At 73.1% G+C, this 17,349-nt stretch carries 14 protein-coding genes; 8 read left to right on the forward strand and 6 right to left on the reverse strand.

What is annotated here, in order from left to right:
* Positions 1-276: 276 nt before the first annotated feature.
* Positions 277-924 (reverse strand): TetR family transcriptional regulator, encoded by a 648-nt coding sequence (locus ACIBBD_RS25275; RefSeq protein ID WP_399421804.1) that lies wholly within the window; start codon positions 922-924, stop codon positions 277-279.
* A gap of 122 nt (positions 925-1,046) precedes the next feature.
* Between ACIBBD_RS25275 and ACIBBD_RS25280 the strand changes: the two genes are divergently transcribed.
* The 3 genes from ACIBBD_RS25280 to ACIBBD_RS25290 all read left to right on the forward strand — a co-directional run bounded on the left by ACIBBD_RS25280 (position 1,047) and on the right by ACIBBD_RS25290 (position 5,013).
* Positions 1,047-1,781 (forward strand): VOC family protein, encoded by a 735-nt coding sequence (locus ACIBBD_RS25280; protein WP_399421805.1) that lies wholly within the window; start codon positions 1,047-1,049, stop codon positions 1,779-1,781.
* 177 nt (positions 1,782-1,958) lie between these two features.
* Positions 1,959-4,337: a PQQ-binding-like beta-propeller repeat protein gene (locus tag ACIBBD_RS25285; RefSeq protein ID WP_399421806.1), complete on the forward strand. Its 2,379-nt coding sequence runs from the start codon at positions 1,959-1,961 to the stop codon at positions 4,335-4,337.
* 172 nt (positions 4,338-4,509) lie between these two features.
* Positions 4,510-5,013, forward strand: coding sequence for a hypothetical protein (locus tag ACIBBD_RS25290; protein ID WP_399421807.1), 504 nt, complete (start codon positions 4,510-4,512; stop codon positions 5,011-5,013).
* A 7-nt stretch (positions 5,014-5,020) separates the two neighbouring features.
* Here the strand turns inward: ACIBBD_RS25290 and ACIBBD_RS25295 are convergent, their stop codons facing one another.
* Genes ACIBBD_RS25295 through ACIBBD_RS25305 form a run of 3 tightly spaced genes read right to left on the reverse strand, consistent with a single transcriptional unit; the run spans position 5,021 to position 7,369 of the window.
* Positions 5,021-5,794 carry an enoyl-CoA hydratase/isomerase family protein gene (locus tag ACIBBD_RS25295; RefSeq protein ID WP_399421808.1) on the reverse strand — a complete coding sequence of 258 codons (774 nt, stop codon included), beginning with the start codon at positions 5,792-5,794 and terminating at the stop codon, positions 5,021-5,023.
* Positions 5,791-6,219 (reverse strand): Zn-ribbon domain-containing OB-fold protein, encoded by a 429-nt coding sequence (locus ACIBBD_RS25300; protein WP_399421809.1) that lies wholly within the window; start codon positions 6,217-6,219, stop codon positions 5,791-5,793. Before ACIBBD_RS25300 ends, ACIBBD_RS25295 begins: the two co-directional genes overlap by 4 nt.
* 1 nt (position 6,220) lies before the next feature.
* A complete protein-coding gene (locus ACIBBD_RS25305) occupies positions 6,221-7,369 on the reverse strand; it encodes a lipid-transfer protein (protein ID WP_399421810.1) in 1,149 nt (382 codons plus the stop codon).
* A 94-nt stretch (positions 7,370-7,463) separates the two neighbouring features.
* Here ACIBBD_RS25305 and ACIBBD_RS25310 point away from each other — a divergent pair, with 94 nt between their 5' ends.
* Entirely contained in the window at positions 7,464-9,089 is a 1,626-nt protein-coding gene (locus ACIBBD_RS25310; protein ID WP_399421811.1) for a FadD3 family acyl-CoA ligase, read from the forward strand.
* 210 nt (positions 9,090-9,299) lie between these two features.
* Here ACIBBD_RS25310 and ACIBBD_RS25315 read toward each other — a convergent pair whose 3' ends face one another.
* A complete protein-coding gene (locus ACIBBD_RS25315) occupies positions 9,300-9,527 on the reverse strand; it encodes a hypothetical protein (protein ID WP_399421812.1) in 228 nt (75 codons plus the stop codon).
* 211 nt (positions 9,528-9,738) lie between these two features.
* The gene (locus ACIBBD_RS25320; RefSeq protein WP_399421813.1) at positions 9,739-12,714 is read right to left on the reverse strand and encodes a BTAD domain-containing putative transcriptional regulator; all 2,976 of its coding nucleotides are present in this window, start codon (positions 12,712-12,714) and stop codon (positions 9,739-9,741) included.
* A 309-nt stretch (positions 12,715-13,023) separates the two neighbouring features.
* Between ACIBBD_RS25320 and ACIBBD_RS25325 the strand changes: the two genes are divergently transcribed.
* The 4 genes from ACIBBD_RS25325 to ACIBBD_RS25340 all read left to right on the forward strand — a co-directional run bounded on the left by ACIBBD_RS25325 (position 13,024) and on the right by ACIBBD_RS25340 (position 17,237).
* On the forward strand, positions 13,024-14,277 hold the full coding sequence (locus ACIBBD_RS25325) for an amidohydrolase family protein (RefSeq protein WP_399421814.1): 1,254 nt from the start codon (positions 13,024-13,026) through the stop codon (positions 14,275-14,277).
* Complete coding sequence (locus ACIBBD_RS25330) at positions 14,256-15,242, forward strand: LLM class F420-dependent oxidoreductase (protein WP_399421815.1); 987 nt, start codon at positions 14,256-14,258, stop codon at positions 15,240-15,242. Before ACIBBD_RS25325 ends, ACIBBD_RS25330 begins: the two co-directional genes overlap by 22 nt.
* An 8-nt stretch (positions 15,243-15,250) precedes the next feature.
* Positions 15,251-16,021, forward strand: a complete 771-nt coding sequence (locus ACIBBD_RS25335; RefSeq protein WP_399421816.1) for an SDR family NAD(P)-dependent oxidoreductase — start codon at positions 15,251-15,253, stop codon at positions 16,019-16,021.
* Positions 16,022-16,118: 97 nt separating this feature from the next.
* Positions 16,119-17,237, forward strand: coding sequence for an LLM class flavin-dependent oxidoreductase (locus ACIBBD_RS25340; protein ID WP_399421817.1), 1,119 nt, complete (start codon positions 16,119-16,121; stop codon positions 17,235-17,237).
* Positions 17,238-17,349: the final 112 nt, after the last annotated feature.

The following is a 17,349-nucleotide window of genomic DNA, read 5'->3' on the forward strand; positions in this document are numbered from 1 at the left end:
TTGCGCAACTGTCCCCCTCAAAGAGGCGTCCGGGGCACATGAGGGACCATGTGCCTCCACTCCTTGAGATACGCGGTGAGCGGACCGGAATGTGTCACCACCGGTTCACGGGCGTCCCCGAGCGGCGCACCGCGGCGGGCGCGTCGACGTCGTCACGAGGAGGGCACAGAGCGCGACAGGCGGTGGTTCGCCCGGGGGGACCGGGGAACCACCGCCTGCCAGACAGGACTTGGGGTCTCAGGACAAATAAAAAAGGGGGGGTGCTGCCGCCGCGGGCTACTTCGTCGGCTTCCTGCCGGTGACGCCCAGGTGGACCAACAGCGCGAGGTTCGGCCTGAGTTCGGCCGGTTTGACCCCCCACGACTGGAAGCCCTTCTGGTGCGAGGCGACCGCCGCGAGCATCGCGACCAGCGAACCGGCGATCGCGGCCGGGTTCACGTCCTTGTCGACCTTGCCCTTGGCCTGCAGCTCGGCGACGGCGTCCGCGAGGGAGTTGTTCACCGAGTTGAGGATCTTCATGCGGAGTTTGTAGAAGCGCTTGTCGCCCTCGGCGGCGCCGAGGTCGACGACGCGCAGGATGGCGTCGTTCTTCTTCCAGAACTCCAGGAAACCGTCGACGAGTTCCTGCGCGGTCTGCCAGCCCGCCTTGCCGACCCAGGACCGTCCGGCGAGCAGCTCGGTCAACCCGGCGCCCTCGGAGGCCATTTGCTCGGCGATCTCCAGGACGGCGCCCTCGACGTCCGGGAAGTACTGGTAGAAGGTCGCGGGCGAAGTGCCCGCCTTCCGGGCGACATCGATGACCTTGACGTCCCGGTAGGGAGAGGAGCTGAGCATCTCGCTGAGGCAGTCGAGCAGCTTCTGCCGCGTCGCCTGCCCGCGTCGACCGGCCACGCGGCCGTCGACGGTACGCACTTGTCCTGTCATGCCGTCAGCTTACCGAGGGGTGATGGGAGCGCTATTCGGCCGACTGCAAATGGGGTGCGCGGGGATGCGGAGGCGGGTGTGCCTGGTCTGCGGCTTGTGTGCGGCGCCGTTAGGTTGGCTGTATGGCCGAAAACAGGGCATCGGTGTACACAGGGGGATACCCCGAGGGCGTCCCCTGCTGGGTGGACGCGCAGCTTCCCGACGTGGAGGCGGGCAGGCGGTTCTACGGAGAGCTCTTCGGATGGACCTTCGACGCGGCGTACGGCGTCTCCGTGTGGGCCCGGCTGGACGGCGAACCGGTCGCCGCGCTCGCCCCCAAGAGCGACGGCCGGATGCCCACCGTCTGGACGGTGTACTTCGCGACCCCGGACGCCGAGGCGACCGCCCGCCGTATCCAGGCAACCGGCGGCCAGGTGCTCATGGCGCCGCTGCCGGTCGGTGACCTGGGCACCGCCGCTCTCGCCACCGACCCGGAGGGCGCCGTCTTCGGCCTCTGGCAGCCGGGCGGTCACCAGGGCTTCGGTCTGCGCCACCGGCCCGGCACCTTCGCCTGGGCCCAGCTCTACGCCCGGGACACCGAGACCGTGAACACCTTCTACGGTCACCTCTTCCACGACGCCCTGTTCGGCCCGGGCGCCGAGCCCGACTTCGGCCGGGCTCCGGTCGCCGACGTGTTCCCGGAGGTCATGCCGCCCCACTTCCTCGTCCACTTCGGCGTCGCGGACTGCGAGGCGGCGCTCGGCGCGGTGAGCCGGCTCGGCGGACGCGTCCAGGCGGGCCCGTTCACCGCGTCGTACGGAACGGTGGCCGTCGTCACGGACAATCAAGGGGCGTCGTTCGCGGTCCTGGAGCGCTGAGCCGTCTCGTTTGTCGGTATATGAAATGAGACACCCCGATTGTCGCGGGGTTCGCAACCGGTGGCCCGGCCAGGAAGAATCGGGGTGCGTGCCGCCATGGCGGTGCGGTGGTGAGACGCTGCACGGGGTCGCGTACACATATGGGTGACGCGGCTCGTACGGGGAGGTGGCAGGCAAGTGGTGGATCAGCTGACGCAGCACGATCCGCGGCGGATCGGGCCGTTCGAGGTGCTGGGACGGCTGGGTGCCGGCGGCATGGGGCTGGTCTATCTGGCGCGCTCGGCCTCGGGCCGGCGCGTGGCGATCAAGACGGTCCGGACCGAGCTCGCCGAGGACCAGCTCTTCCGTGTCCGGTTCACGCGCGAGGTGGAGGCGGCCCGGGCGGTCTCCGGCTTCTACACGGCCGCGGTCGTCGACGCCGACCCGCGCGCCGCCGTGCCCTGGCTGGCCACCGCGTACGTGCCCGCGCCCTCCCTCGAGGAGATAGTGAACGAGTGCGGGCCGCTCCCGGCCCAGGCGGTGCGCTGGCTCGCGGCGGGCGTCGCGGAGGCCCTGCAGTCGATCCACGGCGCCGGACTCGTCCACCGCGACCTGAAGCCGTCGAACGTGCTGGTGGTCGAGGACGGCCCGCGGGTGATCGACTTCGGTATCGCGTCCGGCGTGTCGAACACTCGTTTGACGATGACGAACGTCGCCGTCGGCACCCCCGCCTACATGTCCCCCGAGCAGGCCAAGGACTCCCGCAGCGTCACCGGCGCCAGCGACGTCTTCTCCCTCGGCTCCACCCTCGTCTTCGCCGCCACCGGCCACCCCCCGTTCCACGGCGCCAACCCGGTCGAGACGGTCTTCATGCTGCTGCGCGAGGGCCCGGACCTGGAGGGCCTGCCGGACGAGCTGCGCCCGCTCATCGATTCCTGCATGCAGATGGAGGCCGCGGGTCGCCCCAGCCCCGCCGACCTCCAGGCCCAGCTCGCCCCCCACCTCTTCGGCTCCGGCTCCGACGACAGCGGTACGGCGTCGGCGTGGCTGCCCGAGAAGGCGGTCGCCCTCATCGAGTCCCGGCGCGGCGGCCGCCCGCCGGTGCCGCCGGCGCCCCCCACGGGCCGCGGCGGTGGCGGCGTGGGCATGGCCCGGCCCGCCGTGCCGCCCCCGCCCTCGCGCGACCCCGTGATCCCGGCTCCCCCGGCGTCCGAGCCCGCGCCGGTATCGGTCGGCGCCCCCGACACCGGCCCCGTCCGGCTGCCCGGCGCGGCCGTGCCCATCGGCCCCGGCCCGCGCGTCGCCGACGTCCGGGCCACCGCGGCCGTTCGGGCGTCCGCGCCCGAGCCCGCCCTGTTCGCCCACTGGACCCGGCCCCGCCCCGGGGCCAACGGCGCCGACACGGCCGCCGCGCCGCCCGCCCCGCCGGCGCCCCCGGAGACCCCGGCCGGCTGGCGCCCCTGGCGGTTCCGCATGTCCAACGACGTCTGGGGCACCCCGGCCGTCGACGGCGACCTCGTCTACGTCACCTCCTTCGAGGTGCACGCCCTGGACGTGGCCACCGGCCGCCGCCGCTTCAAGACGCGGGACGTGGCCTGGTCGATGGCGGTCGCGGACGGCCGGATCCACGCCTCCGACGGGCCCACCCTGTTCGCCCTGGACGCCCGCGAGGGCACCGACCTGTGGCGGGTGGCGACGGACGCCTGGGTGTACTGCCTCAAGGCCGAGCGGGGCACGGTCGTCACCGGCACCCGCGGCGGCGGCGTGCAGGGCTGGGAGGCCTCCACCGGCCAGAAGCTGTGGGAGGTCACGGGCTGTCAGACCGACTTCGAGTCCCCGGAGGCCGGCCCCGCCCTGCACGAGGGCACGGTCTACGTCTGGCAGGACGCCCGGCTGCGGGCCCTGGACGCCCGCACGGGCGACGAGCGCTGGTCGTACCCGATCGGCGACATGTCCTCCTGCGGCGGCGTACCGGTCCGCGTCACCTCCGCCCCCGACGGCTACGCCTACATCTCCGCCGGCACCCGGGTGCTCGCCGTGGACGTGGCGAACGGCATGGTGCGCTGGCACTTCGAGGCCCCGGCGGTCTTCCTCTCCCCGCCCGCCTTCGTCCCCGGCCCGGCCGTCACGGGCGGCGGCGTCTACCTCGCCGACTACCTCGGCACGGTCTACGCCCTCGACGCCACCGACGGCCGCGACCGCTGGCGCATCGCCACCGAGGCCCGCTCCTCGGTCGACCCGGTGCTGGTCGCCGCGGGTCACGTCCACGTCGGCAGCGGCAAGGGCCTCTACACCCTGGACGCGGTCACGGGCACGCCCAAGTGGCGCTTCCAGGCCGGCGGCGACATCGTCGGCGCGCCCACGGTCGCCGAGGGCCGCATCCACTTCGGCTCCACCGACCACCTGCTGTACACCCTGAAGGCCGACGACGGCCGTCTGCGCTGGAAGCTCGCGACCGGAGGCGAGATCACCGGCTCCCCGCTGGTCCGCGACGGGGTGGTGTACGCGTGCAGCAAGGACCGGTGCGTGTACGCGCTGGACGCGGAGAAGGGGACGGGGACGGCGCGCACGGCCTGAGCGCGTACGCCGCCGACGGCCGTCGTGCCGGGCGCACGGAAGGGGATCCGGACGGCGGCCGCCGCATCGGGGAGCGGCTCGATCGCCTCTCTCATCCCCAGACGCTACGCCGGGGACGAGGCCACCGCCAGGTGGTGACATGACCGTGACAGGCGCTGTCTAGGGTGGCCGCATGAATCGACGGAGGAGCGGCCTCAGGCTCACGGCCGTGCTGGCCCTCGTGGTGCTCGCGCTGACCGGGTTCTCCACGGGGAGCAGCAGCAAGAGCGGCAGCGGGAAGAGCGGCAGCGGGTCGTCGAGCGGCAGCGGTGGCGGGAGCGGCGGGGGCGGCGGGTGCAGCAGCTCCAGCCAGGACCACGACGACACCGACGACGGCTCGGACGGCACCGGCGGCTCCGCCGAGAACGTGAAGGACGCCGAGGTCACGCTGGTGAGCTGCGCGACGGAGGCCGACGCGTACGCCACCGTCGAGGTCACCAACCCGAACTCCTACGGCGCCTACTTCACCGTCACCGTCAGGTTCCTCGACGCCGACTCCCAGGAGGTGGACCTGCGGACCGCGGACGAGTTCGTCGCCGCGAACGAGACGCGGAGGGTGCGGGTGGCGCTGGCGCACCCCGGCCTGGCGGCCGACGTGGACCACTGCGAACCGGAGCCGTACGCAGCGGCCGACTGACGGGTCCTCACCGCACCCGGAACCCCCTGCCGCGCCGTGCGGCGAACAGCTCGGCCTGCCGCTCGGCCGGCAGGTTCCCCAGCGCGATCAGATGCGGCGCCTGCGCGAACCCCGCCCCGCGCGCCGCCTCCCTCGCCGCCCACAGAGCCCGTACCGTCCCCTGGACACCGGCGGCCGGGTGGCCCGCGACGACGGCGGCGCGGGCGACGGCGGTCTCCACCGCCTGTCCGGACGGCGCGAGTTCGGAGACCAGACCGATCTCGTACGCCCGCCGGGCGGAGAGCCGCTCGGCGGTCCCCATGAGCATCATCCGCGCGACCTCCCCGTACGGCATCCGCTGTGCCATGAGCACCGACTCGTAGGCGCTGACCATGCCGTACGCGGTGTGCGGGTCGAAGAAGACGGCGTCGGCGCCGGCCACGACGAACTCGCACTCCCCGAGCAGGTAGAAGGCGCCGCCGCAGGCCATCCCCTCGACGGCGGCGACGACCGGCTTCCACAGGTCGTTCGCCTTCGGCCCGATGGTGAGGAGCGGGTCGTCCTGCATGTAGGGCGAGCCGGGCTGCGGTACGACGACGTCCCGGTCGATCCCGGTGGAGAAGGCGCGCGTGCCCGAGCCGGTGAGGACGACGGCCCGCACGGAGTCGTCGAAGCGCAGCCGGCGCCAGACGGCGGTGAGTTCGCGGGCCGTGCCGAGGTCGATGGCGTTGAGCCGGTCGGGCCGGTCGAGGGCGACGACGGCGACGCCGGTGTCCTCGTCGGCGCTGATCCGCAGGCTCACGGCCGCTCCAGGACCCACTGCGGGGGACACGGCGAGGACCCGCCCCCGTCGAACACGGCCTGCACCCGGGCGCCGATGCGGAGCCGGCCGGGCGGCAGGGAGCCGAGCGGTGCCCCGGCCTCCGGCACCAGGTTCCCGACCAGCCGGATCCCGGGGGCCTCGGCCAGCTCCACCAGGACGACGTGGTAGGGCGCGTGCTCGGCGTAGTCCGGCAGCAGGGGCGGATGGGGAACGACGTACGACCAGATCCGTCCCCGCCCGGAGGTACGGGTCCACTCGCTCGCGAAGGACCGGCAGTGCGGGCAGCAGGGCCGGGGCGGGAAACGGGGTTCGCCGCAGCCGGCGCAGGTCTGGACGCGCAGTTCGCCCCGGGCGGCGTACCGCCAGAAGGGGGCGCCGTCGGTGTCGACGAGGGGTTCGAGCATCTCAACTCCTCAGGAGCAGGGCGGAGGTGGGGACTGCCTCACCGGCGGTGACCAGACAGGTGGCGGCGCCCGGCACCTGGGCGGTGCTCGTCCCGCGCAACTGCTTCACGCCTTCGGTGATGAGGTTGAAGCCGTGGACGTACGCCTCGCTGAGCCCGCCGCCACCGGTGTTGAGGGGCAGCCGTCCACCGGTCTCCAGCGCGCCGCCCTCCGTGAACGCGCCCGCCTCGCCCCGGCCGCAGAAGCCGTACCCCTCCAGGGACAGCAGGACGAGGGGGGTGAACGCGTCGTAGATCTGGGCGACGTCGACGTCCTGCGGGGTGAGGTCGGCGTGCTTCCACAGGTGCCGGGCGGCGGTCCAGGCGGGGCCGGTGAGCGGGTCGTCGTTCCAGTAGTTGACCATGCCGTGGTGCTGGGCGGGCAGTCCCTGGGCGGCCGCGTGGACGTAGACGGGCCGGTGGCGGCAGTCGAGGGCGCGCTCGCGGCTCACGACCACGCAGGCCAGCGCCCCGTCCGTCTCCAGGCAGTTGTCGTACAGGCACAGGGGTTCGCTGATCCAGCGGGAGGTCATGTACGACTCGCGGGTGAGGGGCCGTGCGTACATGACGGCGGCGGGGTTCTGGTTGGCGCGGTTGCGGCACGCGAGGGCGACGTTGAAGAGGTGGTCCCGGGTGGCGCCGTACTCGTGCAGGTAGCGGCGGGCGAGCATGGCGATCTCGTCGACGGGCCGCAGGAGACCGTAGGGCCGGGTCCACTGGGCGGGGGTGGGGAGCTGGACGGTGGTGTCGGTCCAGGGGCGGGGCCCGCTGCCCCTCTTCCGTGACCGCCAGGCGACGCCCACCGTGGCCTGCCCGGAGGCGATGGCGGCGGCGAGGTGGGCGACGGTGGCGCAGGAGCCGCCGCCGCCGTAGGGGACGCGGCTGAAGTGGGTGAGGTCCCCGAGGCCGACCGCCTTCGCCAGCTCCACCTCGTCCGTCTCCTCCATGGTGTAGGAGGCGAGCGCGTCGACCTCGCCGGGCGCGATCCCGGCGTCGTCGAGCGCGGCGAGGACGGCACGGCAGGCGAGGGTCCTCTCGTCCTCGGGGAGGTGCTTGGCGAAGGGTGTCTGGCCTATGCCGACGATGGCGGTGGCGTCCTTCAGACCGGCCATGCTGGGGCACCTCCAGGCGCTGGACAGATGGCTGACAGTCCGTCAGGTTACCGCTAATCTGACGACCAGTCAGCTCTGGAGTCGGGAGGCTGCCGTGCGCGGTGACGTGGAGTGGGGGACGGTCCCCGGACTCGTGCGGTGGGCGGCGCACCGGTACGCGGACGCCGAGGCGGTGGTGCAGGGCCGCACCCGGATCACCTACGGCGAACTGGGCGCGCGGGTGGAGCGGTCGGCGGCGGCCTGTCTGGCGCACGGTGTGGAGCGGGGCGACCGGGTCGCCGTCTGGGCCCCCAACTCCCTGGACTGGATGGTGGCGGCGCTGGGAGCGGTGTCGGCGGGGGCGGTCCTGGTCCCGCTGAACACCCGGTTCAAGGGCGCGGAGGCGGCGGACGTCCTGGCCCGCAGCGGCGCCCGGCTGCTCTTCGTGACGGGCACCTTCCTCGGCACGTCGTACGTGGCGTCCCTGCGGCGGGCGGCCGGGACGGGGCCGGGGGAGGGGCCGCTGGGCGGGCTGCCGGCGCTGGAGACGGTGGTGGTCCTGTCCGAGGACGCGCCGCCGGGCTTCCGTACCTGGAAGGACTTCCTGGCCGGCGGGGAGGGCGTGGGGGCCGCGGAGGTACGGGCGAGGGCGGACGCGGTGACCGGTGACCTGCCCTGCGACATCGTCTTCACCTCGGGCACCACGGGCCGCCCCAAGGGCGCGGTGATCAGCCACGCGCAGACGCTGCGGGCGTACGGGATCTGGTGCGACCTGGCCGGGCTGCGCCGGGGCGACCGCTACCTGATCGTGAACCCCTTCTTCCACACCTTCGGCTACAAGGCCGGCGTCCTCGCCTGCCTGATGCGCGGCGCGACGATGATCCCCCAGCCGGTGTTCAACGTGAACACGGTCCTGGCGAACGTGGCCTCGGAACGCGTGTCGGTCCTGCCGGGACCGCCCACCCTCCACCAGTCCCTGCTGGACCACCCGGCCCGGGACGCCTACGACCTCTCGTCGCTGCGGCTGGTGGTGACGGGCGCGGCGGTGGTGCCGCTGCGGCTGGTGGAGCGGCTGCGGGGCGAACTCGGCGTCTCGACCGTGCTGACCGCGTACGGCCTGTCGGAGGCGAGCGGCATCGCCACGATGTGCCGCCGGGGGGACGAGCCGTCGGTGATCGCCTCGACGTCGGGGCGCGCGATCCCCGGGACGGAGGTGAGGGTCGTCGACGGCGAGGGCGCGGTGCCGGGACCGGGTGTGCCCGGGGAGGTCCTGGTCCGCGGCTTCCACGTCATGCGCGGCTACTTCGAGGACCCGGCGGCGACGGCGGAGGTCCTGGACGAGGACGGCTGGCTCAGGACCGGCGACGTGGGCGTCCTGGACGCGGCCGGCAACCTCCGCATCACCGACCGCGTGAAGGACATGTTCATCGTCGGCGGCTTCAACGCCTACCCGGCGGAGATAGAGCAACTGCTGGGCCTGCACCCCGCCGTGGCGGACGTCGCGGTCATCGGCGTCCCGGACGCGCGACTGGGCGAGGTCGGCACGGCGTACGTGGTCCGGCGGCCGGGAGCCCCGGTGACCGGCGACGACCTGATCGCCTGGGCGCGGCGGGAGATGGCCAACTACAAGGTCCCGCGCCAGGTGCGGTTCGTGGCGGAACTGCCGCGGAACGCGAGCGGGAAGGTGGTGAAGGGGCAGCTGCGGGACGAGTGGACCCGGGAAGGGACCGTGCCGCGGTGAACGAACGGTGGCGGGTGTGATCAGCGCGGTCGTCGCCAGTCGCCGGCCCGGGAAGGCGGCACCCCACCCGTCCGACGGGGACGGCCTGGCCACACGGTGCCGGGGGCCGGTGGTGGTGCGCGGCTGTGAGCGGCGGCGGACGCCGGGCACGCCTCGGCCGCGGCGGCCTCCCCTCCGTGCCGCCGCGGCCGGGTCCCCCGTGCCGAGCCCTCAGCTGGGGTCGGACGTGATGTGCGTGTTGTCCGGGGTGGTCTGGCCGCCGTCGCTCTTGCCGTCGGCGTCGGTGATGTGGGTGTTGAGCGGCTTCACCACCGTGCCCGCTTCGGCGTCGGTGATGTGCGTGTTGAGCGGCTTCACCACCGTGCCGGCCTCGGCGTCGGTGATGTGCGTGTTGAGCGGCTTGATGACCGGCTCGTCCTTGCTGGCGGTGTCGCTCATGCGGGTGCCTCCCCTTGCTGGTTGCCTTCAAGCTGTGGAGGGCCCTTCCGGTCACTCCCCCGAGGGTGACCGGAAGGACCCTCGAGCCGCCCACTCTAGATCGCGAGTAAGGCGACCCTCACCGTGGTCCGTCTGCCCCCCGACGCGACGGACCGACAACAAGGAGCATGCCGCGGGGCGATAAACGAACGATGAACGGATCCGGCCGGGCCTAGGCGGCCGGAGCGTGCGCGAGCAGGCCGCGCACCTCGGCGGCCTCGGGGGAGCGCAGCTTCTCGTAGATGTCGAGGGCCTCGTGCCAGCACACCCGGGCCCTTCCCGACTGGCCGATCCCGTCCAGCGCCCTGCCGAGGACCGTCAGGACGTTCCCCCGGCGCCACTCGCCACCGATGCCCCGCAGCGAGGCGAGGGCCATCTCGGCGTTGGTCGCGCCCTGGGCGGGCCGCTGGGCCAGGAGGTCCACCTGCGCGAGACGGAAGAGGGTCATGCCCTCCCACAGCCGCTGACGGCTGGCCCGGAAGACGTCGAGGGCCTTGCCGAGGTGCTCGGCCGCGTCGACGAGCTGGCCGTTCTTGCCGAGGGCCATCCCGAGCGCGTAGTGGCCGTTGGCGGCCTTGAGCGAGTGCCCGAGTTCCTCGTACGTCTCCGTGCCCTGCCGGGCGAGGTGGACGGCGCTGTCCGGGCGTTCCGTCTCCAGGTGCAGACGGGAGAGGTTGCACAGCGCGGCGGCGGCACCGGGCAGGTCGCCGCAGGCGCGGAAGTCCTGGATGGCCCGCTCGAGATACTCCTCGGCCTCGGCGTACCGGTTCTGGTAGTAGGCGAAGGCCCCCAGGATGTTCGCGGCCCAGCAGCACGGCAGCGCGTCGTCGGCCGCCCCGGAGAGTTTGAGCGCCTCCCGGGCCTCCTGCTCGGCCTGGTCGAACTGGCCCGACCAGTGCCGCGCGTTGGCCAGGATGAGGTTCGCCCGCCCTTCGGCGCGGCCGTCCGACGCGGCGCGCGCGGCATCGCGCAGGGTGGTGGCCGACGCCTCGTACTCCTTGAAGTTCGCCCCGGACTCGGCCAGGTCGACCGCGGCCCACAGCAGGTCGACCGCCCGTCGCAGGGTCGTGCCGCCCGACGACTGCCGCACGCAGGCGAGGAGCGGTACGGCCTCGGCGTACAGCCAGTCCCGGGCGGTGTGACGGTCCGGGAAGACCAGGCCCGGGGTGCTGGTCCGCTCCAGGTGGTCCACCAGCCGGTCCCCGGGCCGCTCGATCGCGTAGACGCCCGCCGCGGTGGCCAGGTAGAAGTCCAGCAGCCGCGACAGGGCCGCGTCCCGCTCGCTCGGCGGCCACTCGTCCCGTTCCGCGCACGCACGCGCGTAGAGCCGGACCAGGTCGTGGAACCGGTAGCGGCCGGGTGCCGCCGACTCCAGCAGGGACGTGTCCACCAGCGACTCCAGCAGGTCCTCCGTCTCCTCCGCCGGAAGGTCCAGCACCGCCGCGGCCGCCGCCAGGGAGATGTCGGGTCCGTCCGCCAGGCCCAGCAGGCGGAACGCCCGGGCCTGGGCCGGCTCCAGCTGGCCGTAGCCCAGTTCGAACGTCGCCTTCACGGCGAGGTCCCCGGCCTGGAGTTCGTCCAGCCGGCGCCGCTCGTCGGCCAGCTTCGCGGCGAGGACCGACACCGTCCAGGTACGGCGGGCGGCGAGGCGGGACGCGGCGATGCGGATCGCCAGCGGCAGGAAGCCGCAGGCCGCGACGACGTCCAGGGCGGCCTCCCGCTCGGCGGCCACCCGCTCCTCGCCCACGATCTTCGTGAACAGGGCCAGCGCCTCGTCGGGGGACATGACGTCCAGGTCGACCAGATGGGCCCCGGCCAGGTCCACCATCCGCACCCGGGAGGTGACCAGCGCGGCGCACCCTTCCGTACCGGGCAGCAGCGGACGTACCTGTGCCGCGTCCTTGGCGTTGTCCAGCAGGACCAGGACGCGCCGGCCGTCCAGGACCGAGCGGTAGAGCGCGGCCCGTTCCTCCAGGGAGTCCGGGATCGACGAGTCCGCCGTGCCCAGGGCCCGCAGGAAGGAGCCGAGGACCGTCTCCGGTTCGGCCGCCCGCGCGCCGGCGCCCTGCAGGTCGACGTACAACTGCCCGTCGGGGAACGCCGAGCGTGCCCGGTGGGCCACGTGGACCGCCAGCGTCGTCTTGCCCACGCCCCCGATGCCCGCCAGCGCCGACACGGCCATCACTCGTCCGGTTCCGGCCCCGTCCGGTCCGGACGCGCCCGCCAGCACCTCGCTCAGTTCGGTCACGAAGCACGCCCGGCCGGTGAAGTCGGGCACCGTGGCGGGCAGTTGCGCCGGGCGCACCGGCAGCGAGGGCGGCTCGGCCGCCGGGGCGGACGGCTCCGCGAGGTCCGGGTCGGCCTGGAGGATCCGGCGCTGGAGCTCGCGCAGGGCGGGCTGCGGGTCCACGCCCAGCTCCTCCGCGAGCAGCCGCCGGGTGTCCGCGTACACCGCGAGGGCCTCCGCCTGCCGGCCGCTGCGGTAGAGCGCCAGCATCAGCAGCTCACGGAAGCGTTCGCGGAGGGGGTGCGCCGCCGTGAGCGCCGTCAGTTCGGAGACGGCCTCCGCGTGGCAGCCCTGCTCCAGGTCCATGTCCAGCCGGGACTCGAGGAGTTGCAGGCGCCACTCCTCCAGCCGCACGCGCTGCGCCTCCGCGTACGGGCCCGGTACCCCGGCCAGCGTCTCCCCGTTCCACAGCGCCAGCGCCCGGTTCAGCACCTCCCGCGCGTGGCACAGGTCCCCGGCGCCGCGCGCCTTCTCCGCCTCCGTCGCCAGTTCCTGCGCCACCGCCAGGTCCAGCGAACCGTCGCCGAGCCCGCGCACCGCGTACCCGCCCGACTCGCTCACCAGGACGCCGGGGTCCAGCACCTTCCGCAGCCGCGACGCGTACGTCCGCACCGCGGCCAGCGCCTGCGAGGGCGGCTCCTCGCCCCACAGCGCGTCGATCAGTTCGGCCGCGGTGGCCGTCCGGCCCTCACGCAGCAACAGGGCTGCGAGCAGGGCGCGTTGCTGGGGAGAACCGGTGGCCAGCGACTCCTCGCCGCGCCAGGCGCGCACCGGGCCGAGCACGCCGAAGCGCGCCGTCGCCGGCTCCGCCGACGAGCCGGGACGCCTCTGCTCCGGCACGCGCGGTACACGGTCGTCCATGGGGGTCCCCCTAGGCATTCCGAACAACCAGGTCAGTTTGCCCTGTCCATGCGGGAACCGTCAGCCGTGAGAGACGCCGATCACAAGCCGACGCGCGGGAGTCCACACACCCGCCACACGCTCTGCGCACATGTTCGCCCCCACCCGCTCACCGAAGAGCGCGCCCAGGGCTCCCGGGAAGGCCCGCGGGCGCCGCCCGCCGGCCCCGCGGCGCCCGCACGGCGAGCGCGCGGACGGCCGTGCACGGTTGCCGACGGGCCAGCCGGCGGATTAGCTGACGGACCATCAGATCAGCGCTACCGTGCCCCCATGGAGACCACGGACATCCACCCCGCCACGCCGTTGCCGCAGATCATCTCCGTCGACGACCACACCGTCGAACCCCCCACCGTCTGGCAGGACCGCCTGCCCAGGAAGTACCTGGACACCGGCCCCCGCATCGTGCGCGCCCCGCTGAAGGAGATGACCTTCCTCGGCGGCCGCTTCAAGCCCGTCATGGGCACGCCGGGCGCCGACGACGGCCCCATCGGCGACTGGTGGGTCTACGAGGACCTCCACCGCCCCCTCACCCGTCTCGACACCGCCGTCGGCTTCGACCGGGACGAGATCAAGCTGGAGGTCATCACCTACGAGCAGATGCGCAAGGGTTCCTACGACGTCCCCGCCCGTCTCGCCGACATGGACGTCAACCACGTCCAGTCCGCCGTCTGCTTCCCCACCTTCCCCCGCTTCTGCGGCCAGACCTTCACCGAGGCCGCCGACCACGAGCTCGGCCTGCTCTGCGTCCGCGCCTACAACGACTGGATGGTGGAGGAGTGGTGCGGGCCCGAGGCCCACGGCCGCCTCATCCCCCTCACCCTCGTCCCCCTCTGGGACGCCGGACTGGCGGCACGGGAGGTCCGGCGGAACGCGGAGCGCGGCGTCCGCGCCGTCGCCTTCTCCGAGATCCCCCCGTACCTGGGCCTGCCCTCCGTCCACACCGACGACTGGGACCCCTTCCTCGCCGCGTGCGACGAGACCGGCACCGTGATCGCCATGCACATCGGCTCCAGCAGCCGCATGCCGTCCACCTCCGCCGACGCCCCGCCCGCCGTCGGCTCCACCATCACCTTCGCCAACTGCTGCTTCTCGATGGTCGACTGGCTGATGAGCGGCAAGTTCGAACGCTTCCCGAACCTCAAGGTGATGTACGCGGAGGGCCAGATCGGCTGGATCCCGTACATCCTGGAGCGCGCCGACGTCGTCTGGGAGGAGAACCGCGGCTGGGGCGGGGTCGCCGACAAGGTCCACCGCCCGCCGTCGGAGCTGTTCGCCGAGCACGTCTACGGCTGCTTCTTCGACGACGCCTTCGGGCTGCGCAACCTGGACTCCATAGGCGTCGGGAACGTCCTCTACGAGACGGACTACCCCCACTCCGACTCCACCTGGCCGAAGTCCAGGGAGGTCGGCGAGGCGCAGATGGGCCACCTGGACGCGGACGTCGTCGAGCGGATCGTCCGGCGCAACGCCATCGACCTGCTGGGCCTCACGGAGGAGGGCCTGTGGCCCGGTGGGACCCGGTGACCGGCCCGCACGACGGCCCGGCCGGCCACGAGGGCGGCCTGGCGTACGGCATCCAGCTCCCGGTCCAGTCCCAGTCCGCCCTCTACGCCGAACCCTGGGAGGCCGGCGCCGGCCCCGCCGACCTGGTCGCCGTGGCCCGCGCCGCCGACCGGGCCGGTTTCGCCTACGTCGCCTGCTGCGACCACGTGGCCATTCCGCGCCGCCTGGCCGACGCCATGGGCACGGTCTGGTACGACCCCGTCGCCACCCTCGCCCACCTCGCCGCCGTGACCGCACGCGTCCGTCTGCTCAGCCACGTGGCCGTGGTCGGCCTGCGCCACCCCCTCCTCACCGCCAAGCAGTACGCGACCCTCGACCACCTCAGCGGCGGCCGGCTCGTCCTCGGCGTCGGCGCCGGACACGTACCGGAGGAGTTCGAGGCCCTGGGCGCCGACTTCCGGCAGCGCGGCAGCGTCCTCGACGAGACGATCGACGCCCTCCGCGCGGCCCTCGGGCCGCAGGAGTTCCCCTCCCACCACGGGAAGCGGTACGACTTCGAGGACCTCGGCCAGCGCCCCCGCCCCGCCCAGCCCCGCGTCCCCCTGTGGGTCGGCGGGTCGTCCCCCGCGGCCGTCCGCCGGGCCGCCCTCAAGGGGGACGGCTGGCTGCCGCAGGGGGACCCGAGGGACCGCCTGCCCGCGCGGATCGACCGGATCCGGCGCCTGCGCGAGGAGGCCGGCCGCGACACACCCTTCACCGTGGGCGCCATCACCGAGCCCCTCTACGTCGGTGACCCCGCCTGGGACGTGGGCCGCCGCACCCTCACCGGCCCCCCGCGGCGGCTGGCCGCCTCCCTGCGCGCCTACCGCGCGATGGGCGTCAACCAGATCCAGGTCCGCTTCCGCTGCCGCGACCGCACCGAACTCACCGACCAGATCGCCGCGTTCGGGGCCGAGGTCGCCCCGCACCTGAGGGACACCCACTGAGGAGAGCCATGGGCAAGCTGGACGGCCGGGTCGTCATCGTCACCGGCGCCGCGCGCGGGCAGGGCGAGCAGGAGGCGCGGCTCTTCGCCGAGGAGGGCGCGCGGGTCGTCGTCGCCGACGTCCTCGACGAGCGGGGGCGGGCCCTCGCCGAGGAGATCGGCGCGCTCTACGTCCACCTCGACGTCCGCGAGGAGGACGGCTGGCGGCACGCCGCTCAGGCGGCACACCGGGCGTACGGCCGCCTCGACGGCCTGGTCAACAACGCCGGCATCCTGCGCTTCAACGCCCTCACCGACACGCCTCTCGACGAGTTCATGGAGGTCGTCCGGGTCAACCAGGTCGGCTGCTTCCTGGGGATGAGGACGGTGGCGCCGGTGATGGCCGACGGGGGCACGATCGTGAACACGGCGTCCTACACGGGGCTGACCGGGATGGCGGCGGTGGGCGCGTACGCGGCGACCAAGCACGCGATCCTCGGGCTCACCCGGGTCGCCGCCCTGGAACTGGCGCCGCGCGGCATCCGGGTCAACGCGATGTGCCCCGGCGCCATCGACACCGCGATGTCCAACCCGGCCGTCCTGGACCCGGCGGCGGACGCCGAGGAGAGCGCGAAGGCACTGGACGGGCTGTACCGCAAGCTGGTGCCGCTGGGCCGGATCGGCCGCCCGGAGGAGGTGGCCCGGCTGGCGCTGTTCCTCACCTGCGACGACTCCTCCTACATCACCGGGCAGCCGTTCGTGATCGACGGGGGATGGCTGGCCGGGGTGAGCATCATCTGACGGTCAGTCAGCTATTGACGGTCCGCGCGGCCGGTGTCACAGTCGGCGGCAAGCCAATCTGACGTAGCGTCAGAAAACCTGGGGACGGTGAACCTCCTTGGAATTCGGGCTGTTTGTACAGGGATACGTCGGCAGGCGCGCCGAGACCGACCCGCTCGCCGAGCACAAGGCGCTGATGGAGGAGACCGAGTACGTCATCGAGGCGGACCGCTCCGGATTCAAGTACGCCTGGGCGTCCGAGCACCACTTCCTGGAGGAGTACTCCCACCTCTCCGCCAACGACGTCTTCCTCGGCTACCTCGCCCACGCGACGCAGCGCATCCACCTCGGCTCCGGGATCTTCAACCCGCTCGCCCAGGTCAACCACCCCGTCAAGGTCGCCGAGAAGGTCGCCATGCTCGACCACCTCAGCGGCAACCGCTTCGAGTTCGGCAGCGGGCGGGGCGCTGGCAGCCACGAGATCCTCGGCTTCCTCCCCGGCATCACCGACATGAACCACACCAAGGAGATCTGGGAGGAGACCATCGCGGAGTTCCCCAAGATGTGGCTCCAGGACGAGTACGAGGGCTTCCGGGGCAAGCACTGGCAGCTCCCGCCGAGGAAGGTGCTGCCCAAGCCGTACGGGAAGTCCCACCCCGCCATGTGGTACGCGGCCGGGTCGCCGCCGTCGTACGCGATGGCCGCGCGCAAGGGGCTCGGGGTGCTCGGCTTCAGCGTCCAGAAGGTGTCCGACATGGAATGGGTGCTCGAGCAGTACAAGACGGCCGTCGTGAACGCCGAGCCCGTCGGGGACTTCGTCAACGACAACGTCATGGTGACGACGACCGCGATCTGCGCGCCCACCCACGACGAGGCGATCCGCATCGCCGTCGACGGCGGCCTGCACTACCTGCCGTCGCTCGTCTTCCGCTACCACGACACCTTCCCGCGCCCCGAGGGCTTCCCCGTCTGGCCGGAGACGCTGCCCGCGTACACCGCCGAGTTCGTCGAACTCCTCATCGAGGAGGAGCTGCTGATCTGCGGCGACCCCGACGAGGTGCTGCGCCAGTGCGAGCGGTGGGAGCAGGCGGGCGCGGACCAGCTGAGCTTCGGGCTGCCGGTGGGCGTGCCGAAGGAGGAGACGCTGCAGACGATCCGGCTGATCGGGGAGCACGTCATTCCGAAGATCGACACCGATCCCGTGCACCGGACGACGCGGTTCCGCCAGGGGGCCTGACCGCCGTCGGCGGGTGGCGGCCGCGTCATGGCCGCAGGCGCCCGCGCGGCGGAGCCGTACGCCGATGCGGCGCCGCGCCCCCAGGCAGGCACCCTCACCCACCTCAAGGAGT

This window comes from Streptomyces sp. NPDC051315 (assembly GCF_044455165.1).
Taxonomy (GTDB): domain Bacteria; phylum Actinomycetota; class Actinomycetes; order Streptomycetales; family Streptomycetaceae; genus Streptomyces.